30 protein-coding genes are annotated in these 25,994 nt (G+C 62.7%); 14 read left to right on the top strand and 16 right to left on the bottom strand.

The annotated features are described in order from the left end of the window. Positions 1 to 128: 128 nt before the first annotated feature. Together HB778_RS01330 and HB778_RS01335 are read left to right on the top strand one after the other, a co-directional pair. Positions 129 to 425, top strand: coding sequence for a type II toxin-antitoxin system RelE/ParE family toxin (locus tag HB778_RS01330; protein WP_183460844.1), 297 nt, complete (start codon positions 129 to 131; stop codon positions 423 to 425). An 8-nt stretch (positions 426 to 433) separates the two neighbouring features. After that, positions 434 to 742 carry a HigA family addiction module antitoxin gene (locus tag HB778_RS01335; protein WP_019859111.1) on the top strand — a complete coding sequence of 103 codons (309 nt, stop codon included), beginning with the start codon at positions 434 to 436 and terminating at the stop codon, positions 740 to 742. A gap of 13 nt (positions 743 to 755) precedes the next feature. On the opposite strand, the gene HB778_RS01340 is transcribed toward HB778_RS01335, so the two are convergent. Then, positions 756 to 2,135 carry a serine hydrolase domain-containing protein gene (locus HB778_RS01340; RefSeq protein WP_183460845.1) on the bottom strand — a complete coding sequence of 460 codons (1,380 nt, stop codon included), beginning with the start codon at positions 2,133 to 2,135 and terminating at the stop codon, positions 756 to 758. Positions 2,136 to 2,414: 279 nt separating this feature from the next. Between HB778_RS01340 and HB778_RS01345 the strand changes: the two genes are divergently transcribed. Together HB778_RS01345 and HB778_RS01350 are read left to right on the top strand one after the other, a co-directional pair. Then, positions 2,415 to 3,215 (top strand): glycoside hydrolase family 25 protein, encoded by an 801-nt coding sequence (locus tag HB778_RS01345; RefSeq protein WP_183460847.1) that lies wholly within the window; start codon positions 2,415 to 2,417, stop codon positions 3,213 to 3,215. A 239-nt stretch (positions 3,216 to 3,454) separates the two neighbouring features. Next, positions 3,455 to 4,633: a lytic murein transglycosylase gene (locus HB778_RS01350; protein WP_183460849.1), complete on the top strand. Its 1,179-nt coding sequence runs from the start codon at positions 3,455 to 3,457 to the stop codon at positions 4,631 to 4,633. Positions 4,634 to 4,733: 100 nt separating this feature from the next. Here HB778_RS01350 and HB778_RS01355 read toward each other — a convergent pair whose 3' ends face one another. Then, entirely contained in the window at positions 4,734 to 5,954 is a 1,221-nt protein-coding gene (locus HB778_RS01355) for an alanine racemase (protein WP_183460851.1), read from the bottom strand. A 223-nt stretch (positions 5,955 to 6,177) separates the two neighbouring features. Here HB778_RS01355 and HB778_RS01360 point away from each other — a divergent pair, with 223 nt between their 5' ends. Then, entirely contained in the window at positions 6,178 to 7,095 is a 918-nt protein-coding gene (locus tag HB778_RS01360; RefSeq protein ID WP_183460853.1) for a DMT family transporter, read from the top strand. Between the two features lie 481 nt (positions 7,096 to 7,576). Here the strand turns inward: HB778_RS01360 and metF are convergent, their stop codons facing one another. Beyond that, complete coding sequence (gene metF, locus HB778_RS01365; protein ID WP_183460855.1) at positions 7,577 to 8,494, bottom strand: methylenetetrahydrofolate reductase [NAD(P)H]; 918 nt, start codon at positions 8,492 to 8,494, stop codon at positions 7,577 to 7,579. Further along, positions 8,494 to 9,510 carry an ArsR/SmtB family transcription factor gene (locus HB778_RS01370; protein WP_183460857.1) on the bottom strand — a complete coding sequence of 339 codons (1,017 nt, stop codon included), beginning with the start codon at positions 9,508 to 9,510 and terminating at the stop codon, positions 8,494 to 8,496. The genes metF and HB778_RS01370 overlap by 1 nt, the downstream gene beginning before the upstream one ends. A gap of 195 nt (positions 9,511 to 9,705) precedes the next feature. On the opposite strand from HB778_RS01370, the gene tsaA reads away from it, so the two are divergent. Together tsaA and HB778_RS01380 are read left to right on the top strand one after the other, a co-directional pair. Then, complete coding sequence (gene tsaA / locus HB778_RS01375) at positions 9,706 to 10,230, top strand: tRNA (N6-threonylcarbamoyladenosine(37)-N6)-methyltransferase TrmO (RefSeq protein ID WP_244661757.1); 525 nt, start codon at positions 9,706 to 9,708, stop codon at positions 10,228 to 10,230. Further along, on the top strand, positions 10,227 to 10,541 hold the full coding sequence (locus HB778_RS01380) for a DUF2293 domain-containing protein (protein WP_095202134.1): 315 nt from the start codon (positions 10,227 to 10,229) through the stop codon (positions 10,539 to 10,541). Before tsaA ends, HB778_RS01380 begins: the two co-directional genes overlap by 4 nt. Positions 10,542 to 10,546: 5 nt before the next feature. Here the strand turns inward: HB778_RS01380 and HB778_RS01385 are convergent, their stop codons facing one another. Then, complete coding sequence (locus HB778_RS01385; RefSeq protein WP_183460859.1) at positions 10,547 to 11,056, bottom strand: hypothetical protein; 510 nt, start codon at positions 11,054 to 11,056, stop codon at positions 10,547 to 10,549. A gap of 154 nt (positions 11,057 to 11,210) precedes the next feature. On the opposite strand from HB778_RS01385, the gene HB778_RS01390 reads away from it, so the two are divergent. Together HB778_RS01390 and HB778_RS01395 are read left to right on the top strand one after the other, a co-directional pair. Then, positions 11,211 to 12,173, top strand: a complete 963-nt coding sequence (locus HB778_RS01390) for a D-amino acid aminotransferase (RefSeq protein ID WP_183460861.1) — start codon at positions 11,211 to 11,213, stop codon at positions 12,171 to 12,173. Between the two features lie 131 nt (positions 12,174 to 12,304). Then, positions 12,305 to 13,144, top strand: a complete 840-nt coding sequence (locus HB778_RS01395) for an SDR family oxidoreductase (RefSeq protein ID WP_183460863.1) — start codon at positions 12,305 to 12,307, stop codon at positions 13,142 to 13,144. A 73-nt stretch (positions 13,145 to 13,217) separates the two neighbouring features. Here the strand turns inward: HB778_RS01395 and HB778_RS01400 are convergent, their stop codons facing one another. Together HB778_RS01400 and HB778_RS01405 are read right to left on the bottom strand one after the other, a co-directional pair. Beyond that, entirely contained in the window at positions 13,218 to 13,829 is a 612-nt protein-coding gene (locus HB778_RS01400) for an MOSC domain-containing protein (protein ID WP_183460865.1), read from the bottom strand. 17 nt (positions 13,830 to 13,846) lie between these two features. After that, positions 13,847 to 14,404, bottom strand: a complete 558-nt coding sequence (locus HB778_RS01405) for a TetR/AcrR family transcriptional regulator (RefSeq protein ID WP_244661758.1) — start codon at positions 14,402 to 14,404, stop codon at positions 13,847 to 13,849. A 196-nt stretch (positions 14,405 to 14,600) separates the two neighbouring features. Here HB778_RS01405 and HB778_RS01410 point away from each other — a divergent pair, with 196 nt between their 5' ends. The 3 genes from HB778_RS01410 (at position 14,601) to HB778_RS01420 (ending at position 16,159) form a co-directional block, all read left to right on the top strand. Continuing rightward, positions 14,601 to 15,023 (top strand): hypothetical protein, encoded by a 423-nt coding sequence (locus HB778_RS01410; RefSeq protein ID WP_183460869.1) that lies wholly within the window; start codon positions 14,601 to 14,603, stop codon positions 15,021 to 15,023. A 17-nt stretch (positions 15,024 to 15,040) separates the two neighbouring features. Further along, positions 15,041 to 15,439: a VOC family protein gene (locus HB778_RS01415; protein ID WP_183460871.1), complete on the top strand. Its 399-nt coding sequence runs from the start codon at positions 15,041 to 15,043 to the stop codon at positions 15,437 to 15,439. Positions 15,440 to 15,592: 153 nt separating this feature from the next. Then, positions 15,593 to 16,159 (top strand): methyltransferase family protein, encoded by a 567-nt coding sequence (locus HB778_RS01420; RefSeq protein WP_183460873.1) that lies wholly within the window; start codon positions 15,593 to 15,595, stop codon positions 16,157 to 16,159. A 27-nt stretch (positions 16,160 to 16,186) separates the two neighbouring features. On the opposite strand, the gene HB778_RS01425 is transcribed toward HB778_RS01420, so the two are convergent. The 7 genes from HB778_RS01425 to ettA form a co-directional block, all read right to left on the bottom strand. Further along, the gene (locus HB778_RS01425; protein ID WP_183460875.1) at positions 16,187 to 16,603 is read right to left on the bottom strand and encodes a GFA family protein; all 417 of its coding nucleotides are present in this window, start codon (positions 16,601 to 16,603) and stop codon (positions 16,187 to 16,189) included. A 309-nt stretch (positions 16,604 to 16,912) separates the two neighbouring features. Beyond that, complete coding sequence (locus HB778_RS01430) at positions 16,913 to 18,034, bottom strand: beta-ketoacyl-ACP synthase III (protein ID WP_183460877.1); 1,122 nt, start codon at positions 18,032 to 18,034, stop codon at positions 16,913 to 16,915. Positions 18,035 to 18,163: 129 nt separating this feature from the next. Then, positions 18,164 to 18,499 carry a hypothetical protein gene (locus HB778_RS01435; RefSeq protein ID WP_183460879.1) on the bottom strand — a complete coding sequence of 112 codons (336 nt, stop codon included), beginning with the start codon at positions 18,497 to 18,499 and terminating at the stop codon, positions 18,164 to 18,166. A gap of 112 nt (positions 18,500 to 18,611) precedes the next feature. Then, positions 18,612 to 19,406 carry a trans-aconitate 2-methyltransferase gene (gene tam / locus HB778_RS01440; protein ID WP_183460881.1) on the bottom strand — a complete coding sequence of 265 codons (795 nt, stop codon included), beginning with the start codon at positions 19,404 to 19,406 and terminating at the stop codon, positions 18,612 to 18,614. Further along, positions 19,403 to 19,669, bottom strand: coding sequence for a type II toxin-antitoxin system RelE family toxin (locus HB778_RS01445; RefSeq protein WP_183460883.1), 267 nt, complete (start codon positions 19,667 to 19,669; stop codon positions 19,403 to 19,405). The genes tam and HB778_RS01445 overlap by 4 nt, the downstream gene beginning before the upstream one ends. Beyond that, complete coding sequence (locus tag HB778_RS01450) at positions 19,666 to 19,914, bottom strand: DUF6290 family protein (protein ID WP_095202121.1); 249 nt, start codon at positions 19,912 to 19,914, stop codon at positions 19,666 to 19,668. Before HB778_RS01450 ends, HB778_RS01445 begins: the two co-directional genes overlap by 4 nt. A 52-nt stretch (positions 19,915 to 19,966) precedes the next feature. Continuing rightward, positions 19,967 to 21,616, bottom strand: coding sequence for an energy-dependent translational throttle protein EttA (ettA, locus tag HB778_RS01455; RefSeq protein ID WP_183460885.1), 1,650 nt, complete (start codon positions 21,614 to 21,616; stop codon positions 19,967 to 19,969). Between the two features lie 256 nt (positions 21,617 to 21,872). Between ettA and HB778_RS01460 the strand changes: the two genes are divergently transcribed. Next, the gene (locus HB778_RS01460) at positions 21,873 to 23,159 is read left to right on the top strand and encodes a GGDEF domain-containing protein (RefSeq protein ID WP_183460887.1); all 1,287 of its coding nucleotides are present in this window, start codon (positions 21,873 to 21,875) and stop codon (positions 23,157 to 23,159) included. 7 nt (positions 23,160 to 23,166) lie between these two features. On the opposite strand, the gene HB778_RS01465 is transcribed toward HB778_RS01460, so the two are convergent. Continuing rightward, the gene (locus HB778_RS01465) at positions 23,167 to 23,778 is read right to left on the bottom strand and encodes a hypothetical protein (protein ID WP_183460889.1); all 612 of its coding nucleotides are present in this window, start codon (positions 23,776 to 23,778) and stop codon (positions 23,167 to 23,169) included. 91 nt (positions 23,779 to 23,869) lie between these two features. Continuing rightward, positions 23,870 to 24,877, bottom strand: a complete 1,008-nt coding sequence (locus HB778_RS01470; RefSeq protein WP_095202117.1) for a ribonuclease T2 family protein — start codon at positions 24,875 to 24,877, stop codon at positions 23,870 to 23,872. Between the two features lie 180 nt (positions 24,878 to 25,057). On the opposite strand from HB778_RS01470, the gene HB778_RS01475 reads away from it, so the two are divergent. Further along, complete coding sequence (locus HB778_RS01475; RefSeq protein WP_183460891.1) at positions 25,058 to 25,987, top strand: alpha/beta fold hydrolase; 930 nt, start codon at positions 25,058 to 25,060, stop codon at positions 25,985 to 25,987. Positions 25,988 to 25,994 lie beyond the last annotated feature (7 nt).

A 25,994-nucleotide genomic window follows, 5' to 3' on the forward strand; every position in this document is an offset into this window, starting at 1 on the left:
CTGATAGCACTGTTCTGAGTTGCAATCTGAAGGCCTGCTTCTCCCACCCTCCATGAGGTGCATAAACTGTTGGCACATTGCCACATGCCCCACGGAGTGGTACATTAGCTCCACGCTGGAAGTATGCAATGATCGTTGGCTTTAGAGACGGATGGCTCCGGGCTTTCTTTGTAGACGACTCCCGCTCCCGCAACATCCCGTCCGATCTCGAAAGCCGCTTGTTCCGCAAGCTCCAGATGGTTGACGACGCTGTGACCGATCTGGATTTGCGCGTGCCGCCCAGCAACCATTTCGAGAAGTTGCGCGGCAATCTGGAAGGCTTCCATTCGATCCGCGTCAACAAACAATGGCGGCTGGTCTTCCACTGGGACGGCGGTCGCGGTGAGGCGTCGGATATCTATCTCGACGACCACAGTTACAAGTGAGGTGAGACATGTTGATGACCGCACGCAAGCCGGCAACGGTTGGCGAGATTCTCACGGAAGAATTCATGCAGCCGCTCGGCTTGACGCAGGCGGCTTTAGCCGAGGCGATGGGTGTTCAGCGCAAGCATGTGAACGAATTGTGCAACGACCGCCGCAACGTGACGGCGGCAACCGCGCTCATTCTGGCGCGGGTGTTTGGCAACAGTCCCGACTTCTGGCTGAACGTCCAACGCCGAAGCGATCTTTGGGCCGTTATGAATTCGCCCGACGAACGGGCGCGTGTTGACCGCGCCAAGCCTCTGCCGACAGCCGCATAGACAATTTGCAAGGCTAATGCAGCGCCTTCACCAGCGCGCCCACCATCGTCTGCGGGCGATAGCCGAGCTTGGCAGGCGTCAGCCCCAGCCGCACCACCACCAACTGCTCCGAGGGAATGATGGCTACCGTCTGCCCGTCATGCCCCTCCATCCAATAAGTGTCCTTCGGCAAGCCGGCGGCGACGCCGGCGCCCGGCTTTTCCTCATCGCCCGGCGCCTCGATCCACAACTGGCCCTTGCCGTAGACTTTCGAGGCCGGCGCCGGCTCGCGCATCCAGTCGACGAAGCCGGCGGGCAACACCTGGTTGCCGTTCCACACCCCGCCTTGCAACAGGAACTGGCCGAAGCGCGCCCAGTCATGCGCCGTGGCGTAGAGATAGGATGAACCGACGAACGTGCCCTGCTCGTCGGTCTCGAGCACGGCGCTGTGCATGCCGAGCGGCCCAAACAGGGCCGTGCGCGGCCATGTCAGCGCCTTGGCCTTGTCGCCGATCGCGTCCTGCCAGAGGCGCGACAACATCACCGCCGTGCCGCTCGAATAGGAAAACACCTTGCCGACCTCGGCCGCCAGCGGCTTGGATTCGGCAAAGCCCGCCATGTCGGGTTCGAGATAGAGCATGCGCGTGACATCGGCGACGTCGCCATAATCCTCGTTGAATTCCAGCCCGCTCGACATCGCCATCATGTCGGCAAGGCTGATCGCGGCGCGGCCGTCGGCTTTCCAGGGGGCGAACAGGCCCTTGTTGTCGACGGCCATCTTGCCGTCCTTGACCAGCGTGCCGATGATGGCGGCGTTCACCGTCTTGGTCATCGACCAGCCAAGCAGCGGCGTCTTGGCCGAAAAGCCGTCGCCATAGCGTTCGGCGACGACGCGACCGTTCTTGACCACGACGATTGCACGCATGCCGGTGCCGATCAGCGCCGCATCGTCGAGCAGCTTGGCAATCACCGGATCCTGCGATGCCTCGACCCGCTCGCCCTCCGGCCACAGCGCATCCTGGCTGGTTGCAGCGGGTTCGGCATGGACCGCCGTACGCCGCGCCTTACCGACATCGCCGTCGGGAACCGAGGCGCAGCCCAGCCCGTCACGCGAAACCGCCTCGCTCTTGCCGAGGAAACCCAGCAGGCCCGCCGAAACCGTCCCCCTGTTCTTGTCGACCGAGACCCGCATCAACCGCAGCAGCGGGTGGCCTGGCGCCTGCACGTCGACGGCAAGCACGTCATTGGGGTCGCGCCCGGCGATGAAGACGTTGGAGCAGACGATCTTGGCCGAATAGCCGGAACCGACGCGGATCAATTCCGGCGGCGCGATGTAAAGCCAGGCAAACAGCGCGGCGACCGCCAGCACGATCAGGCCAAGCAGCCATTTGACGATCTTGACGACCACTCGCATCCGTTGCCTCCCAGGCTCTCGCCCGACCCTTATGTCATCGAATTGCCGCCATTGCTTCCGCAAAATCGGGGCTCTTGTCGAGCGCCGTCAACGGATTATCAACCATGATCGGCGATCACATGGATGCATGTCGCCCAAAAGTGCGCAGCGGTTTTGGGACAACGACATGCACAAAAGGATATGCTGGACGATGCGTGGGGCGATCGTTCGGAGGGGGCCAGACCGGCCATCAGTTCACAGACCCATCAGCGACCGGCTGATTCCGGCTTGGAAGTTGTGATGCGCCGTCTTGCGGCTCTTTTCATGCTGACGCTGCTTGGCGCCTGCTCGACCGTGGACGATCTGTCGCCGCTGTCACCCTCTTCGTCGAGCAGCCCGACAGTCGCCGTGCGCGCGCCGCGCTTCGCCGATTCCAAGCCGCATGAATGGGACAGCGGCGCACCGTGGAACTATGCCGTTCACGGCACCGACGTCTCCAAGTACCAGACCTCGGTCGACTGGCCGACGGCCAAGGCAAGCGGCATCTCCTTCGCCTTCATCAAGGCCACCGAAGGCGGCGACCGCTTCGACGAGTATTTCAACGAGCATTGGGCGAACACGAAAGCCGCCGGCGTTCCGCGCGCCGCCTATCACTTCTTCTACTTCTGCACCCCGGCCGCCCAGCAGGCGCGCTGGTTCATCCAGAATGTTCCCGTCGACCGATCCGCCATGCCGCCGGTGCTCGACATGGAATGGAACCCGAAATCGCCGACCTGCAGGCTGCGTCCCGACGCCGCCACGGTGCGCAGCGAAATGACCACCTTCCTCGAGATCGTCGAGCGGCATTACGGCAAGAAGCCGATCATCTACACCTCGGTCGACTTCTTCGACGACAACGAGCTGTCAACCTTCCGCGGCTATCCCTATTGGCTGCGCTCCGTCGCCGGCCACCCGCGCGAGAAATACGGCAGCCACCCCTTCACCTTCTGGCAGTACACCGGAACCGGCATCGTTCCCGGCATGACCGGCAAGTCCGACATCAACGTCTTCAACGGCTCGGAAGCCGCCTGGAATAAGTGGCTGCGGCAGAACACCCGTTGACGTCAGGTTCAACGGCAGCGAATCCTTGGACTAAGTTGTCCCAGCAGAACTGCCGTTGAACCGGGTCCAACGGCAGCGAGCGGCATTCAACGAAGGACTGTGGCAGAAGAACCGTTGACACCGGGCCTGCCGCCTGCTTTTCGACACAGCCAGCGGTAAAGAGTGCAACCGCCGGTAATTCAGGGCGTTGGGCATCCAGCCAAGCACGACAATGCCCTCTTCGTTTCGAAAGGAAGCTGATGCGACTGCGTTCTCAAGCCCTCGCGGCGCTATTCCTGTGCGCCACGGCCTTGCCGGCGATGGCGCAGGAATGCGGCGGCGACTTCGAAACCTGGAAACAGGGCGTGGCGGCGGAAGCCAAGGCGGCCGGTGTCGGCGCTGTCGGCCTCGACGCGCTGGAGGATGCCACCTTCGACGAGCGGGCGCTGGCGCGCGACCGCGCCCAGGGCGTCTTCACCCAGACCTTCATCGAGTTTTCCAACCGCATGATTTCAGCCTACCGGCTGAAGCAAGGTGCGGCGAACATGAAGAAATACGCCGACATCTTCGCCCGCGCCGACCAGCAGTTCGGCGTCCAGGCGCCGGTCATCACCGCCTTCTGGGCACTGGAGACCGATTTTGGCGCGGTGCAGGGCGATTTCCACACGCTGAGCGCGCTGGTGACGCTTTCGCATGATTGCCGCCGCCCGCAGCTGTTCCGCCAGCAGCTTGTGCCGCTTCTGGAGCTGATCGATCGCGGCGTGCTGCCGGCCGACGTCAAAGGCGCCTGGGCCGGCGAGATCGGCCAGACGCAGATCCTGCCTTCCGACTATCTGACACACGGCGTCGATGGTGACGGCGACGGCAAGGTCGACCTGCGCGGCAGCGTGCCCGATGTGATCATGACCACGGCCAGCAAGGTGCTGTCGCGCGGCTGGAAACGCGACGAGCCCTGGATCCAGGAAGTGCGCGTTCCCGACGAGATGCCCTGGGACCAGACCGGGCGCACCAACAAATTGCAGCTGACACAGTGGGCGCAGTGGGGCGTCACCAACCCCGACGGCTCGCCGCTGGTCGACAAGGGCCTGAAGGCCGGCCTGGCCCTGCCCATGGGTCGCAAGGGCCCGGCCTTCCTCACCTACGACAATTTCGACGTCTATCTCGAATGGAACCAGTCCTTCACCTATGCGCTGACCGCGGCCAACCTCGCCGCTCGGCTCGCCGGCGCACCGCCGCTTGATCCGCGCACCCCCGAACCAGGCCTCAACAACGAGCAGATGAAAGCGCTGCAGACCAAGCTCGAGGCCCGGGGCTACGATGTCGGCACGGTCGACGGCATTCTGGGCACCAACACCCGCGAAGCCATCCGCAAGGAGCAGATGCGGCTGGGGTTGCCGGTGGATGGCTGGCCGACGCAGGAGCTTTTGGCGAAATTGTAGCGAGTAGCGAGTAGCGAGTAGCGAGTAGCGAGTAGCGAGTAGCGAGTAGCGAGTAGCGAAGAAGATAATTCCCTATTCGCTACTGGCTATTCCCTATTCGCTAATCAGCCATCGTCTCCAAACTCGCAAACCCCTGCGGCGCATCACCCTCGTCGAAGGGCGTCGTCACCTCGACGAAAGTATCGGGATAGAAGCCGTTGAAGCGGGTCCGGAGCGACAGCGAATAGGCGCCGATATGGCCGATCTCGATCCAGTCGCCGGTATCGACGGTTTCCGGCAGCCAGAATGGCCTGGACAGGATGTCGACGGAATCGCAGGTCGCGCCGCAGACCTTGAACGGCACGATGTTCTTTTCGTCGCCATTGCGGGTCCTGATCGCCGGATCGGGAATGAAACGCGCCGGCAGCGTGATCTTGCCGGTCCATGAATCCGACAGCGATGCCCAGATGCCGTCATTGATGTAGAGCCGCTTGCCCTTGCGCAAAAGCACGCGCACGATCAGCGACAGGCAGCGCGCCACGATCACCCTGCCCGGCTCCGCCACCAGCGGCATCTGGTCGAACTGATATTCTTTCAGGTCTCCGGAAAACCGCGACATGATCTGGCCGAGCGATGGCATCTCGATCAGCTTGCGGTTGGGATCGTGGCCGTACTCGGCCGGAAAGCCGCCACCGACATCGAGCCCGGCAATGTCGAAGGTCAACCGGTTGCGCACCCAGTCGGCCGAGGCCAGCGCCCGCTCATAGGTATCGGGATCCTCGATCTGGCTGCCGACATGGAAGCAGAGGCCGACTTTGTAGCCGGTGCGGTTCAGCCGCTCGGCGAGTTCCACGGCATAGGCCGGACCGGCGCCGAACTTCTTCGACAGTTCGTAGGCCGCCGATCCTTTCGTCTGGATGCGCACGAAGACGCTGATGGCGCCGGGGTCGATATCGAGCGCCCGCACCACCCGGGTCAGCTTGGTGATCTCGTCCTCATGGTCGAGCGAGATGACGCGGATGCCGTATTTCTCCAGCGCCAGCTTGATGTCGGACTGCGCCTTGACCGGGTGCATGTAGAGCATCTCGGCATCGGGTGAGACGGCGCGCACGGCGGCGAATTCGCCAGGCGAAGCGACATCGAAGGCGGTGACGCCGGCCTCGACCAAAGTCTTCAACACGATCTGCTCGCCATTGGTCTTGACCGCATAAGCGGTCTTGCCAGGGAACATGCCCATGAACTGCCTGGCATCGGCCTTCAGCACCTGCGGGCGGAAGCAATAGACCGGATCGTCCGGACGAAGCGCCAGTGCTGCCTCGCGGGCATTCTCGAATCGTTGCATTGACGAATCCTCGATCTCGGCTGCGCACAATTAATCCAAGCTAGCGGCTAATGAAAACAATTCTGTGTCTCGCGGCACTAACGCAGCGGCTCTAGTTTTTGGCAGCATCGTTTGCCAGCGATCAGGTTTCGGGTGGCCCTTGTCATCAGACCGGCTATGCCATCTTCCTGACCGGCCGGCATTAGGGCCGACATGTCGGCCCATCCGGGGGAGGACGATAGACATGGCAATAGCCGCGACATCCGCACCACGCGGACCGATGACGCTCACCGACTGGGGGCAATTGCTGCTGCTTGGGGCCATCTGGGGCGGTTCGTTCTTCTTTGCCCGCATCGCGGTGGCGGAACTCCACCCGCTGGTGCTGGTGCTGTTTCGCGTCGCCATCGCGGCGATCGCGCTGCAGATTTATCTCGGCCTGCGCGGCCCGTCCTTCCGCCTCGCCCTTCCGCATGCCGGGCTGTTCTTCCTGCTGGCCTTCACCAACAATGTCGTCCCCTTCTCGCTGATCTTCGCCGGCCAGACTGAGCTTGGCGCCGGTGTCGCCTCGGTGCTCAACGCGACGACGCCGTTCTGGACGCTGATCCTCGCCAACGCGCTGACCTCGGACGAGAAGCTCTCCTGGAACAAGCTCGCCGGCATCGGGCTCGGCGTTGCCGGTACCGCTGTCATGATCGGTCCCGGCCTGCTCGCCGGGCTAGGCGGCCCGGTCTGGGCGAAATTCGCGCTCATCGGCGCGTCTTTGTCCTATGGCGTCGCGCTCATGGTCGCCCGCCGCTTCAAGGGCGTGCCCTCGCCGGTCCTCGCCACCGGGCAGCTGACCGCTTCGACCATCATCATGATTCCGGTCGTGCTGCTGGCGCACGGCCCGGCCGGCCTGTTCTCGGCCACGCCCTCGGTCTGGGTGGCGGTGCTGGCGCTGGCGCTGCTCTCCACCGCCTTTGCCTACATCCTCTATTTCAACCTCGTCGCCTCGGCCGGCGCCACCAATGCCTCGCTGGTCACGCTGATCGTGCCGGCCAGCGCCATGCTGCTCGGTTTTCTTTTCCTCGGCGAGCGGCTGGAACTGTTCGAGATCGGCGGCGTGGTGCTGATCGCGCTGGGCTTGGTCACCATCGACGGACGGCTGTTCGGCAGACGATAGAGCGCCGCGCGTCTGATTGGACGCGCAAAGGACGCTCTAACGACTTAACCAAATCCCGGCATTGGCGCGAAAGTCGAAGTCGACTTTCGCGGTGGTAGCGCTGCCATGACATGGTAACGACACCGTCCCGCCACAATTTATTCACAGGTCTGAAGCCGGTTTTTGCCGAGAAGTTTCAACGGCTAACGGCGAAACCGAGGTCGCAAATTTCACAATCACGTCGCAATGCAGCACATTTTCCGCTTGCCTGTGGCACAAATGACCCTAGACTCTCAGGCATAGCTCTTTAAGAGGAGGCTATGTCATGGGACTCACGAGGCCAATCAACGCATTGATGATTTGTGCTGCGTTTGCTTTCATCGGCGCCCTCATTATGGGCGTCCTTCCCTGAACCCGCCAAGACGGGGAAGACCAGCACCAGATAGTCTAAGCAATTCGAAAGGCCGGGTTTTTACCCGGCCTTTTGCTGTTCAGCCCTGCCTCACGCCGCAGCCGAGCCTGCCACCTCCGCCTCGTGCGAGCGGATGCCGATCATGTGGCAAATGGCAAAGACGAGGTCGGCACGGTTCATCGTATAGAAGTGGAAATCGCCCACCCCGCGCTCGACCAGGTCGAGAACCTGTTCGGCGGCGACGGCCGATGCCACCAGCGCATGCGTCTGCGGGTCGTTCTGCAAGCCGTCGAAGCGCTCGGCCAGCCATGCCGGCACCAGCGCGCCGCAGCGTGCCGAGAAATTGGCGACCTGGGTGAAATTATGCACCGGCAGGATGCCGGGCACGATCGGAATGTAGATGCCGGCGCGGCGCGCGCGCTCGACATAACGCTCGTAGAGATCATTGTCGAAGAAGAACTGGGTGATCGCCCGCGTCGCGCCATTGTCGACCTTGCGCTTCAGCATGTCGATGTCGGTGGCGAAATCAGGGCTTTCCGGATGCTTCTCCGGATAGGCCGAAACCGAAATGTCGAAATCGCCGGCATCCTTCAGCGCGCCGACCAGTTCGGCGCCATTGGCATAGCCATCCGGATGCGGGCGGTAGGCGGTGCCCACGCCGGCTGCCGGATCGCCGCGCAGGGCGACGAAGCGCTTGACCCCCATATCGACGAATTCCTGGATCACCGCGTCGACCTGATGGCGGGCGGCGTCGACGCAGGTCATGTGCGCGGCCGGCGTCAGGCTGGTCTCGTTCAGGATGCGGCCGATGGTGCGCGCTGTGCGTTCCCGCGTCGAGCCGCCGGCGCCATAGGTCACCGAGACGAATTTCGGCTTCAGCGGCTCCAGCCTGGTGACGGTGTCCCAGAGCCGCGCTTCCATCTCGTCGTTCTTGGGCGGGAAGAATTCGAAGGAAACCTTGACCTTGTCGCCAATGTCGGGGCGGCGGGAAAAGCGGAACTGGTTCATCAGGCGATTTCCCCTATCGAGTTCACTTTGGTCTGCTCATTGGCGGGATCGGCGATCAGCAGGCGCCGGTCGCGGCCGAGCCAGAGTTTTACGGTAAGCCTGGCCTCGTTGCCGCCGCGCGGCTCGAACTCCTGGGCATCCTCGAGATCAAGCCCTGCCTCGGCAAACCATTCGCCGATCTGCCGGTCGGAAAAGCCGAGCCGCATATGCGCATGCTCATCGCGTAGGAATTCCAGCGTGTGCGGCGCGAAATCGACGATGACCAGCCGGCCCGACGGGCGCAAAAGCCGCGCCGCCTCGTGGATGGCGCGGGCCGGATCGTCGAGATAGTGCAGCACCTGATGGATGGTGACGAGATCGAAGGCGTCGCGCTCGACCGGCGGCGAGAAGATGTCGCCCTGCCGCACCTGCGCGTTCGAAACGCCGGCCTTATCGAGATTGGCGCGCGCCACGGTCAGCATCTCGCGCGACATGTCGATGCCGACGCCGCGCCGGTAGAGCGGCGAGAAGATTTCGAGCAGCCGCCCGGTGCCGGTGCCGAGATCAAGCATCGACTGGAACGGCCGCTTGCCGACCAGCTTCAACATCGCGGCCTCGACGGCGCGGTCCGGCACATGCAGCGAGCGGATATGGTCCCAGCTTGCCGCGTTCACCGAAAAATACTCAGTGGCGCGGTCCTGTCGCTTGCGCTTGACCGAGGCCAGGCGTTCGAGATCGCGCTCGACCTGCGGATCTGCGCCGCGAATGCTGGAAATCAGCCCCATGACGAAGTCACGCGCGGAATCGGCATCCGACAGGCGGAAGAAGGCCCACGACCCTTCCTGGTAGCGGCCGATCAGGCCGGCCTCGAGCAGCAGCTTCAGGTGCCGCGAGACGCGCGGCTGCGACTGGCCGAGAATTTCGGTAAGATCGGAAACGGTGAGGTCGCCGCGCGACAACAGTGCCAATATGCGCAGGCGGCTGGATTCGGCCGCGGCCTTCAGCGTATCCACCATCGTGTCGAGCGAGACATGCATCAGCGTATTCTCTTTTCAGCGCATTTCATTTTGAAAAAGATATAAACATATGTTTATGTCGATTTTCAAAACCTTGCAAGCGCTATGTCGCTTGCGGACAAGAAAATGCCGCATGCGTGATTTTCCGGTGCGTGCCGCTCAAAAATGTGGTGCGGTCTTCCGGCAATGACAGGTACCAACACAGAGATGGGCAGAATGAGCGCGCCACGCGAAATGTTCGAGGCACGCGAAGGCGAGCAGAGGCTGGACCAGGATCCGGCAACGATGCCGGCGGATGGCGGCGTCGTCTTCATCGGCAGCATCACCTCGCCATGGACGACAAGGGAAACCTGCCCAAAAAACATGCGCACGGCCCGCGACACCGGGCAGCCGGCGGTGCTGACCATCGACGCGCCCTATCGCAGCGGCCTGCGGGGACTGGAGCGCGCCAGCCACGTCATCATCCTGTCCTGGCTGCATCACGCGCCGCGGAATCTGATTGTGCAAAAACCCCGCCATGCAGCTGAAGCGAAAGGCGTATTCGGCCTGCGCTCCCCTGCCCGACCGAACCCGATCGGCCTGCATGTGGCAAGGCTCGTCGGGCTGGACATCGCCACCGGGCGCATCGATCTCGACGCCATCGACGTGCTCGACGGCACGCCGGTGATCGACGTCAAGCCTTACTTCGCCTCGACCGACGCCATACCGGAGGCGACCATCAATGGGCGCGAAGAACGATGACGGCACCGACCGGCCGCCGCCGCGCCATCGCCAAGGCGCTGACCGCACTTCTGCCGCTGGCGCCTTACGCCGACATGGAAAAGATCCGCACTGACGCCGGCGCGGTGCATATGAAGACCTTGCCGCCAGGCATTGCCGTGTGGCTGGCAACCATCGCCCACATCCGCCACATGCACACCGATTACGAAAAGCTGCTGGCCGAGGGCTATGACCGCGACTCCGCTCGCTTCTTCGTCATCGAGCAGACAAACATCGTGCTCACCCGCTGGCGCGCGACACGCCTGCTTGACGCCGACGATGAGGAGGAATGAGGCGGCTATTGCCGGGTCAAAACGGCGATCGCATTGTAAGGCTGGCCATCGGCCTGCCCGACCCAGGTCCAGGACAGGTTCCCCTTGAAGAAGCGGACGGTGATGTCGCCGCCGTCGATGCACTTGTCCTGGCCATAAGTGATGCTCTCGTGGAATTCCGCCGACGTCTCGTCCCTCAACGTCTGCGACAGCAATCCGCCGCAGCCGAGTGAGGGATAGTCGATCGATCCGCCGTCATCCCTGATGGTCATGGCGATCGACCAGTCGGCACCGGCGTCACCCGCCGGGCTCTGGTGGCCGCTGCCGACCCAGATGCCGGTCAAAGACGGCGCCGGCACATTCACCGCGCAAGGCACGTTCTGGAAAATCGGCGTCAGCTCGCTGCCGGTCTTCTCGCAGCGATAGGTCTGGCCGCTCTGGCAGAACTCTTCGCCTTCTTTGCTACACAGCGCGTTTGCTTCGCCCGCGGCGGCGAAGATCATCATGGTTGCGATGACAGCCCCAAGCCTGCCCATATCCCCCTCCAGCTCAGTGTTCCACGACCATAAGGCAATTCCAATCCAGTGTATCGGCCAGATCGTCGTGGAGGACGAACAGCGCCTGATGGCTGGCTCTATGTCTTCTGTCCGGCGCCGATAGGCTGATGACCCTGCGCGCGAGGAGACCCCGATGGACCAGACGACGGCAACACAGGCTTCAAAGCCGCTGCCCACGGTCAGTGACCGTCATATCGACCCGCATGCCTATCCCAACGGCATCGCCTTCCTCGACGGCCAGTACCTGCCGATGTCGCAAGCCAAGGTGTCGGTGCTGGATTGGGGGTTCCTGCATTCCGACGCCACCTATGACACGGTGCATGTCTGGGACGGCCGCTTCTTCCGCCTCGACCTGCATCTCGACCGCTTCTTCGGCGGGCTGGAAAAGCTGCACATGACCATCCCCTTCGACCGGGATGGCGTGGCTGAAATCCTGCACAATTGCGTCGCACTTTCGGGTCATCGCGCCGCCTATGTCGAAATGCTGTGCACGCGCGGCGCCTCGCCGACCTTCAGCCGTGATCCGCGCCAGGCGATCAACCGCTTCATGGCCTTCGCCGTGCCTTTCGGCTCGGTCGCCAATGCCGAGCAGCTGCAACGCGGCTTGCGCGTCGCCATCAGCGACAAGGTGCGCATCCCGCCGGCCTCGATCGATCCGGCGATCAAGAACTACCACTGGCTCGATCTGGTGCGCGGCCTCTACGACGCCTATGACCAAGGTGCCGAGACCGCGCTCCTCCTCGACTTCAACGGCAATGTCGCCGAAGGCCCGGGCTTCAACGTCTTTTGCGTCAAGGATGGCAAACTGTCGACGCCGGCCATCGGCGTGCTGCCCGGCATCACAAGGCGCACCGTCTTCGATCTCTGTAACGAGGAAGGTCTTGCCGCCACTGCGGCCGATGTCAGTGTCGCCGCGCTCAAGGCGGCCGACGAAGTCTTCATCACCTCGACCGCCGGTGGCATCATGCCGGTGACTGAGATCGATGGCGCGGCGATCGCTGATGGCAAGGTCGGTCCGCTAACCAGCCGGCTGATGGCGCTCTACTGGCAAAAGCACGACGACCCGGCGTGGTCGTCTCAGGTGAATTATCCCTGATCAAAGGGTGTCCGTTCAAAAAGATTCCGCCTCGCCTCTGGAAAATCACGGCATAGACCGTATATGCGCGAAAGCGGAGAAGCCTCCGCTTTCACCCAAAATCACGCCCGCAGGGGCAAGGATTCCACATCATGACAAACAAGGTTTGGTTCATCACCGGATCGTCGAAGGGTTTTGGCCGCGTCTGGGCCGAGGCCGCATTGGCGCGTGGCGACCGTGTTGCCGCGACCGCCCGTGACGCCGGCACGCTCGCCGATCTGGTCGAAAAATATGGCGACAACATCGCCGCGATCAAGCTCGACGTCACCGACAAGAAAGCCGTCGATGCCGCTGTCGCCGAGGCGAACAAGCGCTTTGGCCGGCTCGACGTCGTCATCAACAATGCCGGCTATGGCCATTTCGGCGCCATCGAGGAAGTCAGCGAGCAGGAAGCCCGCGACCAGATCGAAACCAATGTGTTCGGCGCTCTCTGGGTCACCCAGGCCGTGCTGCCGATCATGCGGGCGCAGCGCTCCGGCCACATCATCCAGATCTCGTCGATCGGCGGCGTCAATGCCTTCGCCTCGCTCGGCCTCTACCACGCCTCGAAATGGGCGCTGGAAGCCTTCAGTCAGTCGCTCAGCATCGAGGTTGGGGAATTCGGCATCCATGTCACGCTGGTTGAGCCGGGCGGCTTCTCCACCGACTGGTCCGGCGCCTCTGCCAAGGTCTCCAAGCCGATCGAGGCCTATGCGCCTGCCCACGCCAAGATGGCCGAGCGCCGCGCCAACTCTGTCGCCGGCGATCCCGAGGCGACCGGTCCGGCGATGCTGGCCATCGTCGACGCCGCCGAGCCGCCGCTGCGCGTGTTCTTCGGCGACGGCGGCCTGCCGATGATCCGCCAGGAATACGCCAACCGCCTCGCCACCTGGGACAAGTGGGACCACGTTTCCGTCATGGCGCAAGGCGCGAGGAAGAACCGTAAGGGCTGAGGCCCAGCGCTTCTGCTACGCCGCTCAGTGGGCGGCGTAGCCCATCGGCCACGAGGAGGGCCCGCGGCTACGCCTAATAAATCCACTGTTCCGGCACCCGCGCCGAAATCTCTTCGCCGGCGCTGATCGTTCCCGGCTTCTCGACCCAGGCAACGACACCGCGCAGCCGCTTCGCCACTTTCGGGAACAACAGCGCGCCGGCTTCGATGTCGGCCATCCCGGCATTTTCGGCGATCGATCGCCCGGCGATTCGGCATGGTCCGTTCTGGGCGTCGACCTTGAGCGTCACGCCGTCCTTGAAGAACAGCAGCGTGCCCGCCGGCAGCATCGACAGATGCGGCACGCCTTCGATCACCAGATTGGCGCCGATCCATTCCGGCTTGATCTCAGGCAAACCCATCCGCCCGGCGACGATGGCCAGTTCATCCGCAGCCACGATCGACAGCTGCCGCTCGTTGCGCATTTCGGTGCCACGCGGATACCAGGGTTCGCGCCCGCCCGAGCGCCGCGTCGATCCGGCGTGGAAATCGCCCGTTATGCCATCGAAGCCAAGCCGCAACTCCTCCACCGGGCGCGTCTGGAAATGATCCGCCGGCGCTACATAGAGCGCTGCCGCGCGGGCGGAAAGTTTCTTGGCCGGGATGATTTCGACCGGTTTCTCGGCCTCGGGGAAGAGATCCAGCATGGCGTTCCGTCCTTGAATCATGCTTCCCGTTTTTGCTCTTCGGCCGGCAAGACCGCAAGAGCGGTTTGGGCCAAAATGCGCAGCTCTTCGACCGATGCGCCGTCCCGCGCCTGGATCGACATGCCGTTCATGACGCCGGCGAGATATTTGGCGAAGCCTTCGACGAAGAGGCCTTCCGGCAGATCGCCCACTGCCCTCCCCCTGGCCAGCCGCTCGGCGATCGCCGCTTCACTCGCCTTGCGATAGGCCTTGAGCTCATCGGCAATGGCTTGCGCCTGCGGTGAGGCCGCCAGGGCACCGCTAACGAAAAGGCATCCGCCGGGCTTGCCGGGCCTGGAATAGGCCTCCGCCGCCCCCAGCAGCAACCGCCGGATCGCCTCGCGCGTCGGCACCGGCGCGCTCAGCGCGTCCAGCGCAAAGCCGATCTCCGTCTCGTGGTAGCGCGTCAGTGCCTTGCGGAACAAAGTCTCCTTGTCGGTGAAGGCGTTGTAGATCTGCGGCGGCGTCAGCCCCATCGCCTCGCGCAGCATGGCGAGCGACGTCGCCTCATAGCCATGCTCCCAGAACAGATGCATCGCCGCATCCAGCGCCCGGTCGGGGTCGAACGCGCGGGGACGACCACCCCTAGCCTTTTCCGAATTATCCATAGTGATCGATACGAAACCTGTTGACTTGCTCGGCGGACATAACGTAACAATTGATACGAAACATGGCAAGCCGGAAGACGATCTTCCGGCAAGGCCGTGCAGCCCGAGGACAAGGAGAGACCGAATGCCCATCACCGTGACCGCGCCGGAAGGCGTACTGACAGAGGCCGGAGAACGCGAGATCCTGCCGCGCCTCAGCGCCGCCCTCATCGAAGCCTCCGGCGCCACCGGCAATTCCTTCTTCACCGCGATTGTCGGCGGCACGGTCCACGTCCTGCCGCCCCGCCACATCTATGCCGGCGGCGCCAACAGGCCCGTCGTCATGGTGGAGTTGAAATTGCCCAATATCGGCCTTGGCTCTGTCGAAGCCCGCAGGGCCTTCATCGACGCCGCTTCCGGGATTGTCGCCGAACTCTGCGTGCCCGAGCACAGGCCCGAAAACACCTGGATCAACATCGTCAACGCGCCTGACGGCGGCTGGGGCATCGGTGACAGGCAATTTACGGGAGACGCGCTCGTCGCTGCCGCCATGGCCGCCGCGCACTGATGATGGGGAAAGAAAGGATGCGGCTCTCCCCTTCGCTGTTCTTCACCACCAATTGCGAGCCGGCACTGGCTTTCTACGAACAATGCGGCCTTGGCCGGGGAACCATCCTGCTGCGCTGGGGCGATAACGGCATGCCGGTGCGAACCGAAGCCATGCGCGGAAAGGTCCTGCATGCACGCTTCGAAGGTCCAGGCGTTCTGTTCCATGCCTCCGACAATGACGATGCGGAGCCGATGAAAGGCTCCGCCATGATGCTGGAGTTCGATAACCTCGCCGCCATGCAGGACCTCTTCTCCCGCATGGCCGCCGGTGGCCGCATCACCGTGCCCCTGGCGCGGCAATATTGGGGGAGCAGTTTTGGCATGCGGGTCGACGCCTATGGCGTGCAGTGGATGTTCAGTTGTTCGAGTGAATGAGGATCACGATCTTCTTACCGGAAATGGAATTGGTGCCGCATTGCCGCCGCGTCGGATCGCTTTCATGGCGGTCTGATGCATGTCGCCCAAAAGTGACCTCGGTTTTGGGAAAACGACATGCATAAAAAAGACCTGACACTGCGGAGGTTTCTCATGCGACCGGCGACGGTAATCGGGCTGCTCTGGCTGATTTGGGTGGTCACCTGGCTTGCGGCCGCCATGTGGGCTGATCCGGCTCAAAAACGCGCCACAATCGGAGCGGAGGTTCGTTATCGTATCTTCTGGCTGGCAGGCACCGTCCTGCTGTTCGTTCCGGCGCACGGCTACGAAGGCAGGTTGAGATTGTGGACGCCAACCCTGGCCGAGGCCTGGGTTTGCATTGCCTTGATCGCCATCGGCCTCATCTTCTCGTGGTGGGCGCGCATTCATCTGGGCAGGCTGTGGTCGGCCTCGGTCACCGCCAAGGCAGACCACCGTGTGGTCGATACAGGCCCTTATGGGCTGGTCAGGCATCCGATCTACACAGGATTGCTGCTGGCGCTTCTCGCCACCATGGCGGCGAAAGGCACGGTCTGGGGCATTGCAGGTGTCGCACTGCTCACCATCGGCATCATCATCAAGGCAAAGCTCGAGGAACGTTTCCTGCGCGGCGAACTTGGCACCGCCTATGACGATTACGCGCGGCGGGTGCCGATGCTGGTTCCCTTCACGCCGGCCTGACACGGCAAGCAGCGCTGCGACGCCAGCTCAGTCCGATTTTTTCGCCCCGCTGCCTTGCCGAAAATGGTCGACGCCACCGTCGATTTGAACCCAATCATGTTTCGACTGTTCGAAGACCGACCGGATGGGAGGCGGATATTTCGGGTCGGCCAGCGCGCCGACGGCAACGCCGATCATCGACGGCAGCCTGTCGGCCTTCCAATAGACCGTCGAGCCGCAGTTGGGACAAAAATAGCTATGGACCTTGCCGCCGCTTGCCGCATCGCGGGTGAATTCCTTCGGGGTTCCGGAGATGGCGACAGCCTCGGCCGGATAAAAGGCGCCGACGCCAAAGGGCGCGCCGGTTCTGCGCTGGCAGTCGAGACAATGGCAGGCGACAACCAGTTTTGAGGGTCCTGGAAGCGTCAGCGTGAGAGCGCCGCAACTGCATCGGGCATCAACCATTGGAAACTCTCCTTTCTGAAACGGGATCGCGTTGATTCAAGCCCGCCCCGACACAGGCTGTGTCGAGGGTCAGGTCAGGCTGAACGGGAGTGGAAGACGGGCGCTAAGCGGTCCAACTGGGGACGAAAGTCCGATTGGCCTTTCAGGCCAGAAGTTTCGAAATGCCCTGACGTGTGTTGAGATTCAGGTCAGGCCGAGCCGAAAACGATGGTTTTCGAGAACCGGAGCGGAGCGTACTCAAGTACGCGAGCACCGGAAGCGCAGAAAGCCTTCGTTTGCAGGCCGGCATCACCTGAATATCGGCGCACGTTAAAGCATTCTGATAAGCGCGCCGCCGATCGAATACCCCGCGCCAAAGGCGCAGATCAAGCCGAAATCGCCGGGCTTCATGTCGGCATGGTTTTCCGACAGTGCCACGATGGCGCCGGCACCCGCCGTGTTGCCCAGCCGCTCCAGCACCATCGGCGCACGGTCGTGATCGACATCGTGGCCGAAGGACAGTTTCAGGATCATCGCATTCATGCGCGCATTGGCCTGATGCAGCCAGAATCGCCGGACGGCCTGAGGGGTCAGCCCGTGCTCGGCCAGGAACTCGACGATGAATTTCTGGCCGGCGACGGTGACTTCCTTGAACACCTTGTTGCCGACCTGTTTGATCAGATTGCCTTCCAGATTGATCATGTAGGGATCATCCTGGGCGGTGCGGCTGTGGTAGCCGAGATTGGTGCGGATGTTGTTCGACATCTGCGTCCACAGGCGGGTGTCCAACACCTCGAAACGCCCCGGCCGTTTGTCGCCCTGGGCAAGTCCCTCCACCACCATCGACACCGAGGCGTCGCCGAAGATGAAATGCGTCTGCCGGTCGCGGAAATTGAGATGGCCGGTGATGATTTCCGGCGTCGTCACCAGGATGCGCTTGTGCGCGCCCGAGCGCACCAGATTGACCGCCATATGCAGCGCGGCCGCCGCGGACGAACAGCCAAGCCCCATGTCGAAGCCGGCGCCCTTTGTCCCCAACGCCTCCTGCATTTCGATGGCGATCGCCGGATAGGGACGCTGGTGATGCGAGGCCGAGCAGATGATGAGGTCGATCTGGGACGATTCAATTCCGGCATGGTCGAGCGCCTTCCTGGCCGAGGCGATGCCGAATTCGGCTTCCAGCGACAGTGCATCGTCCGGCCGCGCCGGAATGCGCGGCGTCATCCGGGTCGGGTCGAGAATACCTTCGCGCTCGATGACATGACGGGATTTCACACCCGAGGCATGGACGATGAAGGCGCTGTCGGATTTCTGCAGCAGCGCCTCGCCGGTGCGCTGCCGGCGCGCGTTCTCCGTGTCGACCCAGCTGTTGAAGCTCTCGACCAGCTCTTCGTTCGTGATGACAGCTTCAGGAATTTCAGCGCCGATGCCGCTGATGATGACGCGATGCATGTTTCAGTCTGTCCCATCCGCGGGCGTTGCGGCTTCATGTGGGCGCCGAAACGCTTCGGCGCAACACTTTTCTCATCCGGCCGGTTTACGCCGGCTTAAACCAAAGGTTTTGCCGGCTTGAATCCGATCTTACCAGGCGCACAATTTGGTGTTCGTCTGCGGGTTGTTCCAGCAGGCGCCGTCGTCGCGGCTGCGCACAAACTGTCCCGGCAACGGCACGTTGCGGCGGCCGAGATTGACATAACCATAGGCAAAGCCCGGCCCGTCGATCTCCAGCACATAGGTCGGGTAGCCCGGCGCCGAGATGCGGAAGCTGCCGGCATCGTCGATCGCAAGGTAGGTGCACGCGAAATAGCCGTCATCCGTGGTGAAGCAGCGCGCCCGCTTGGCCTCGGCCGAAACCGAGAATGCCAGAAGCGCTGCCGCGCACGCGCCGCCACCATAAAGCAATCTTTTCAAAGTCATCATCCACCCCCTGCCATCATGGCCATCATGGCGCCACGCGATGAGTTGGCCATGGCCGCGAAACCGGGTCAAGCAGCGGCAACCGGCCGCTGGCGAAGTGGGTAATTCTTTCCTAGCCGGCCCGCTTGGCGATAATGAAAATTCGCGGGAAACGCAGCAGCACCTTGCCATTCGCGGTCTTCGGATAGGCCTTGGCGATCTTGGCTGTGTAGTTGTCCAGGAACATCTTGCGCTCGTCGACATCGAGCGGATCGAGGAACGGCTTCAGCCCCGTCGACTTTACCCATTCGACGATCGCCTCGGCGTCGGCAAGCGGATGATTATAGGCCGTGTGCCAGATATCCAGCCGGTCGGAGAGTGGCGACAAGAGGTCGTAATAGAACGACACCGGCGGCAACGGTCCGCGCGCCGCGCCTGCCATCTTTGCGGCGAACGGCATTTCGGCGGCGGTCTCGCGCATCACCTGATGTGAAGGCTCAAGCAGATTGTCAGGCATCTGAACGGCCAGCGCGCCACCAGGGGCGAGAAAGCCCATCAGCCGCTGGAAGACTGCCGGATGCTCGGGCAGCCACTGGAACACCGCGTTGGCGAAGATCACATTGACCGGCTCGGCCGGCTGCCAAGTCGCCGCGTCCGCCAGGTCGAAGCTGACATTGGGCAGGCGCGCCCTCGCCTTCTCGATCATGTCGGGAGAGGTGTCGAACCCGCTCACCTGCGCATCCGGCCAGCGCTCGACCAAAAGCTCGGTCGAGTTGCCCGGCCCGCAGCCGATATCGACGACCCGGCGCGGAAAATCGACCGGCACTTGCGCGACGAGGTCACGCGCCGGCCGCGTGCGCTCGTCTTCGAATTTCAGATATTGGGCGGCGGACCAGTCGGGCTTTTGTGAAGCAGCGGTACTGTTCATCGATAGACCTCGCGACGGTTGCCCACTTCCACGACCAGGACGACAAGCCTGCTGTCATGGAACTGAGTGATGATCCTGTAGTCACCGACGCGAAAACGCCAAGTCTCTTCCTTGGTCGCGGTCAGGCGCTTAGCAAGCGCCCTCGGATTGGGATGCGTCGAAACTCTCTGATTTAAGAACTCCAGGATGCGTCGTTGATCTTTCGTCGAAAGCTGCTCGATGTCTCGCTCGGCGCGCCGGGTGAACTCGACGCGCCAAGTCATTCAGCGGCAGGCTTCTTGGCGCGCTCCTCGACTTCACGACGTTCAAGCTTGCGGATCATCTCCTTCAGCGGAATGCGAACACCGTCATCATCTTTCAGGCGTTCGTCCGCGATCTTGGCATCCTGCCAATCCTCGATGGCCTCGAGGATAGCATCCACTGCGACCTGATCGGCCGTTCGACCGCTGGCCTTGGCCATGTCGGCCAGAAGCTTCTCGGTCTTGGGCGGCAATTTGATTGTGATCATCGAAAGCTCCGTCAGCCCAATTTAGGTCAAACGACGATCCCTCGCAACGATCCTACCGCGTCAGCCTCTTGTAGGTCATGCGGTGCGGGTTGACGGCTTCGGGCCCGAGCCGGCGGATCTTGTCCTGCTCATAGTCCTCGAAATTGCCCTCGAACCATTCGACATGGCTGTCACCCTCGAAGGCGAGGATGTGGGTCGCCAGACGATCGAGGAACATGCGATCGTGCGAGATGATGACCGCGCAGCCGCCGAAATTTTCCAGCGCATCTTCGAGCGCGGCAAGCGTTTCCGTATCGAGATCGTTGGTCGGTTCGTCGAGCAGCAGCACATTGCCGCCGGTCTTCAGCATCTTGGCCAGGTGCACGCGGTTGCGCTGGCCGCCGGAGAGATTGCCGACCTTCTGCTGCTGGTCACCGCCGCGGAAGTTGAACGACGCGCAGTATGCACGCGTGTTGGCCTCGAACTTGCCGAGCTTGACCACTTCGGCGCCGCCCGAGATTTCTTCCCACACGGTCTTCGAAGGATCGAGCGCATCGCGGCTCTGGTCGACATAGCCGAGCTTGACCGTCTCGCCGACGCGGACGGTGCCGGCATCGGGCTTTTCCTGGCCGGTGATCATGCGGAACAGCGTCGTCTTGCCGGCGCCGTTCGGGCCGATGACACCGACGATGCCGCCCGGCGGCAGTTTGAATTCCAGGCCCTCGATCAGCAGCGTGTCGCCAAACCCCTTCGACAGGCCGTCGACCTCGATCACCACATTACCGAGCCGCTCGCCATGCGGAATGACGATCTGCGTGTCGGTCGGGCGGCGCTTGTCGGCTGCGTCCAGCAGGTCCTGGAAGGCCTGGATACGCGCCTTGGACTTGGTCTGCCGCGCCTTCGGGCTCGACTGGATCCACTCGCGCTCGCGGCCGATGGCGCGCTGTCGGGCGTCGTCCTCGCGGCCTTCCTGCTTGAGGCGCTTGGCCTTGGCTTCGAGATATTTGGTGTAGTTACCCTCATAGGGAATGCCGCGGCCACGATCGAGTTCGAGGATCCAGCCGGTGACGTTGTCGAGGAAGTAGCGATCGTGGGTGATGATCATCACGGCGCCGGGATAGGCGCGCAGATGCTTTTCCAGCCACGCCGTGGTTTCGGCGTCGAGATGGTTGGTCGGTTCGTCGAGCAGCAGAAGGTCGGGCTGGCGCAGCAGAAGCTGGCAGAGCGCGACGCGGCGACGCTCACCGCCCGAAAGCTTGGTGACGTCGGCATCCTTGGGCGGGCAGCCCAGCGCTTCCATCGCCATTTCGACCTGCTGTTCGAGATCCCACAGGTTCAGCCGGTCCATCTCGTCCTGGAGCTTGGCCGACTCGTCGGCCGTCTCGTCGGAATAGTTCATCATCAATTCGTTGTAGCGTTCGATGATGGCGGTCTTGGCGGCGACGCCTTCCATGATGTTCTCGAACACCGTCTTGCTCGCGTCGAGCGCCGGCTCCTGCGCCAGGTAGCCGACGGTGGCGCCTTCGGCGAGCCACGCCTCGCCGCTCCACTCCTTGTCGATGCCGGCCATGATCTTGAGGATCGTCGACTTGCCGGCGCCGTTGGGGCCGAGAATGCCGATCTTGGCATCGGGATAGAAGGACAGATGAACGTTCTCGAGCACCTTCTTGGTGCCATAGGCCTTGTTGAGGCCGGCCATGTGATAGATGAACTGGCGTGCCACGCGCGCTTTCCCTGAAAACTTGACTGGATTGTCGAATTGAATGGAGGTTGGCCGCTATGTAGGCGATGCGGCGACGAACGGCAATCGCTTTTGCCAGATCAAGCCGAACACACGGACAAGTGTGCGCTGACCGGCGAAGTTTTCCACCGGTCTCAAGGCGCGTTGAAATCCCTGGTTAACCCTTCCGCGTCACAACAGGATCGGGGTGGAATCGCTGGCTGGCCGCGATTCCGGTAGAGAAAGCGGATCGACGGCATTGCTGAACAGTTTCCTGCTCATTGCCGAAGCGGTCGTCTACTTCAGCGTCATGGTGACGCTTTTCCGCTTTCGCAAGCGCATTGGCCTCGGCGTCTTCGTCTGCGCGCTCGGCGTCATGCATTTCCTGGAGACCTATCTCGCCAGCGTCTTTTATGTCGCCTTGCCGTTCGGCATGGTCTCGCCGGGCTCGGCGGTGCTGTTTTCGGGCAAGCTGGTGATGCTCCTCCTGCTCTACATCAAGGAGGACGCCGCCACCGTGCGCCAGCCGATCTACGGCCTGCTGCTCGGCAATGCGCTGATGATCGGGCTGGTGCTGCTCTTGCGCCTGCACGTCATCGCTCCCCTCCCCGACGGCAAGCTTCCCGATATCGGCTTCATCGACGAGATGGGCTGGCTGATGGTGTGGGGCACGACGCTGCTCGTCATCGACGCCATCCTGATCATCCTGCTCTATGAGAAACTTGGGCGCCATCTACGCAAGGCTCAGTTCGCGCGCATCCTGACCTCGGTTGCCTGCGTGCTGACCTTCGACCAGGCCGGCTTCTTCACTGCTCTGCATTTCGTCGCCGGCGCGCCGATCGCGGTGTTCTTCGGCGGCTGGTTCGCCAAGATGGCGGCAGCGCTTACCTTCAGCGCCATGCTCGTGGCTTACCTGAAATGGTTCGAGGCCCGCGACATTGCGCTGCCGCGCGGGCTGACCGATATTTTCGAAACCCTGACCTATCGCGAGCGCTATGAAGCGCTGGTCGAACATGTCGGCCGCGACGGCCTGACCGGCCTGCTGCACCGCGGCCGCTTCGACGCCGACGGTGAAGCCGCCGTCGAGGTCAGCCTGCGCACGGCGAGACCCCTCAGCCTGCTGATCGTCGATGTCGATCATTTCAAGTCGATCAACGACCGTTTCGGCCATGCTGAAGGCGACAAGGTGCTGAAAGCGGTCGCAAGCCTGCTTCGCGAAGTGGCGAGCGCCGAAGACCAGGTGTTCCGGATCGGCGGCGAGGAATTCGCCATCCTCAGTTCACGTCCGCATTCGGTCGCCAGGCTGTTTGGCGAAAGCATCCGCCACGCTGTCAAGGCATCGACGGTGACCAGCCGCTTCGAGTTGACCGTCAGCGCCGGCGTTTCAACCGTCGGCGAAACGACACGCTGCCTTGCCGATTTGTTCGCGCTCGCCGACCAGCGCCTCTACAAGGCGAAGTCGACCGGACGCGATCGCGTAATCGGCGAGCCGGGCGGCCACGAGCCCGACACCGCCCTCGCCTGGACGAAGTCGGCGCAGTTCTAGTTCTGATCTAGGATTTTCTCTGTCGCGCAATACCTGTCAGCGTCGAGCCCGCCATCAGCGCGATCGCCAGCCATTTCAGCGCGGTGATGATCGGTCCCGCCTGGATGTCATAGGCGATGAACAGAAGAATGCCCGGCACCAGCAGTCCACACATGATCAGCATGATGCGGTTGATCTGCCAGGACACTTTTGCGGCCAACGCCTCATCGCCGGCACCGGGGACCAGCGCCGCGCGCACCGTCTTGCCGCCCACCAGCATGGCCGAGAGGCGCATCGAGATCGGCAGGCCGAGCCCGATGATGAGGAAGGCGCAGGCGGCCAGCAACAGCGAAAACTTCAGCGCGCTGGTTTCAGCCGGCACCGGAAACAGCAGCGTCGCCAGCGGCAGGAAGACGCCGAAAATGCCGAGTGCGGCTATGGCGATGAAGATCACCGCGTTGACGATGGTGAACAGCTGGTAGGTGCCGGTGCCGATCGGCTCGGACAGCGTGCGCATGCGTGCCCACTCGGCATCGCTATAGGAAAAGCCCGGCCACTCCATCCGGGCGTCGTTGATCGAAACCATGCCCTTGGCCCAGAAAGCCAGCCGCGCCAGCGCCCTGTTTGTCATGCCATTCATTGCCGCCCCCGTTCAATGATGCCGCGACAGCATAGCACCACTTCACTGGCCGGCGACAGCCGCGACGGCGTATCGAAAGCCCGCTGCGTCCTTACTGGAACCCGATCGCGTCAACGGTGCCGGTCGGGCAACCCGCCTTGTTGGTCGGCACAGAGGCCAGCAGCAGGTCCTTGAGCGAAGCGTTCGGGCCAATCGGGCCGGCTAGGCCGAGCGTCAGTTCGCCGATCAGCCGCCGGCCGTTCGAAGGGTCGATGACGCAGGATACCCGCACGCGATCCCCTGCCCCGGCGCCGAAAGCCTGATCGAAGGCGCCACGGATCTGGTCCGCCGTCAGCTTGCCGCCAATGGTCTTGACGAAGAGTTCGCGCACCGGCGAGGCGTTCACCTGTCGCATCAGGCCGAGCGCATCGGAAAAATACTCCTGCTGGCTCTTGCCGTAGCAGGTACCGTGCTTGATCCATTCATGCCGTTCCAACTGGGAGGCCGTGCCCGGCATCACCTGATCGAGCTCCTTGCGGGTGCCGGCGTCGAGATTGACCGGCGGCAGGTCCTTCCAGTGGGCCGGATTGTCGTTGGCCTTGTCGCCTGCGGCCACCTGGCAATAGAAATTGCCGTTCGGCTGCGGCCACAGGCCGTGCAAGGTGAAGTTGGTGGCATCGAACTCGTTCGGGCTCTGCGCCCTGCATTCGGTCTTGTTCGACTTGGTCTCGCAAAAAGCCGGCTGCCAGCTCAGCGCGAAGACATATTCGGGTTTTCCCGAGGCGGCAGGCTTGCCTTGTCCGCCAGGTGCCGCCGGCACCGTCGCGGCATTGCTGCCCGACAGATGGCCGCAAGTGACCTTTACCCAGCGGCGTTCCGGATCGGCGCCCGGCACCAGGATCAGATAATGCGTCGGCGTATCCTTGTTGCCGGCAAGCAGCTGGTAGCTCTGTCCGGCATCGGTCGAAACATTGCCGGGGTTCTTGCCGTTCTTGATGGCCTGCGTTGCCGGACAGGCGGCGTCGGCAACGAAGGTGCCGCTCATCTTGACGTCGGCATGCGCAGCATTGACCAGCGACACCGCCAGCATGGCCAATCCGAAAACGACACCAATGCGCATGAGAAATCCCCGGCTGAGAAAGTGGGCGACAGACTGCCTCTGTCTCCATGTCAGAATTGCGATATTTTGTTGGTCAAACGCAAGAGACATCGTCGCGCGAAGCAGCTGGTGTGGATTGACGCCAAACCGGCGCCGGCGCAAACAAAGCCAACAACGATAAATGGGGGAGATCGGGCTGCCATGCCTTTCAATCAACAACGCATGGTCCGCTCACCGACCGGCGCCGACCTCAACCTCTTCGTGAGAAATGCCGAAGTCCGGCCACGCGCCGTCGTCCAGATCAATCATGGCCTGGCCGAGCACGCCGCGCGCTATGCCCGCTTTGCCGATTTTCTCTCCGCGCGCGGCTTCCATGTCTATGTCCACGACCATCGCGGCCACGGCGCGACCAAGGCATCAGATGCACCGCTCGGGAGATTCGCCGATAGGGATGGCTCGACCAAGGTGATCGCCGATGTCGATGCCATCCACGATCTCATCGCCGGCGAATGCACGGACCTGCCGGTCATCCTCTTCGGCCATTCCATGGGCGCGTCGGTGGCGCTGAACTATCTTTTGGAACACTCGCCACGCGTCCATGCCGCCGCGATCTGGAACGGCAATTTCTCGCAAGGGCGGCTTGGGCAGGTGGCGCTCGGCATTCTCGCCTGGGAACGCATGCGGCTTGGTTCCGATGTCCCGTCACGCCTGCTGCCCAAACTCACCTTCCAGGCCTGGGGCAAGGCGGTGCCCAACCACCGCACGCCGTTCGACTGGTTGTCGCGCGACGAAGCGGAGGTAGCGCAATACATCGCCGATCCGCTGTGCGGCTGGGATGCCTCGGTGTCGATGTGGCAGGACGTGGTCTCGATGGCGCTGAACGGCGGCAAGGATGCCGGCTTTGCCGGCGTCCGGCGCGACCTTCCCGTCGCCATCGTCGGCGGCGAGAAAGACCCAGCTTCGGAATACGGCAAGGGCATCACCCATCTTGCCAACCGCATGCGCAGGATGGGCTTTTCGAATCTCGTTTCAAAGGTTTACGATGACACCCGCCACGAAAGCCTGAACGAGGTGAACCGCGACATCATCATGGATGATTTCGCCGCCTGGGCCGACAGCGTGTTGAAATAACGACCCG

It is taken from the genome of Mesorhizobium huakuii (genome assembly GCF_014189455.1).
GTDB classification, from domain to species: Bacteria; Pseudomonadota; Alphaproteobacteria; order Rhizobiales; family Rhizobiaceae; genus Mesorhizobium; species Mesorhizobium huakuii_A.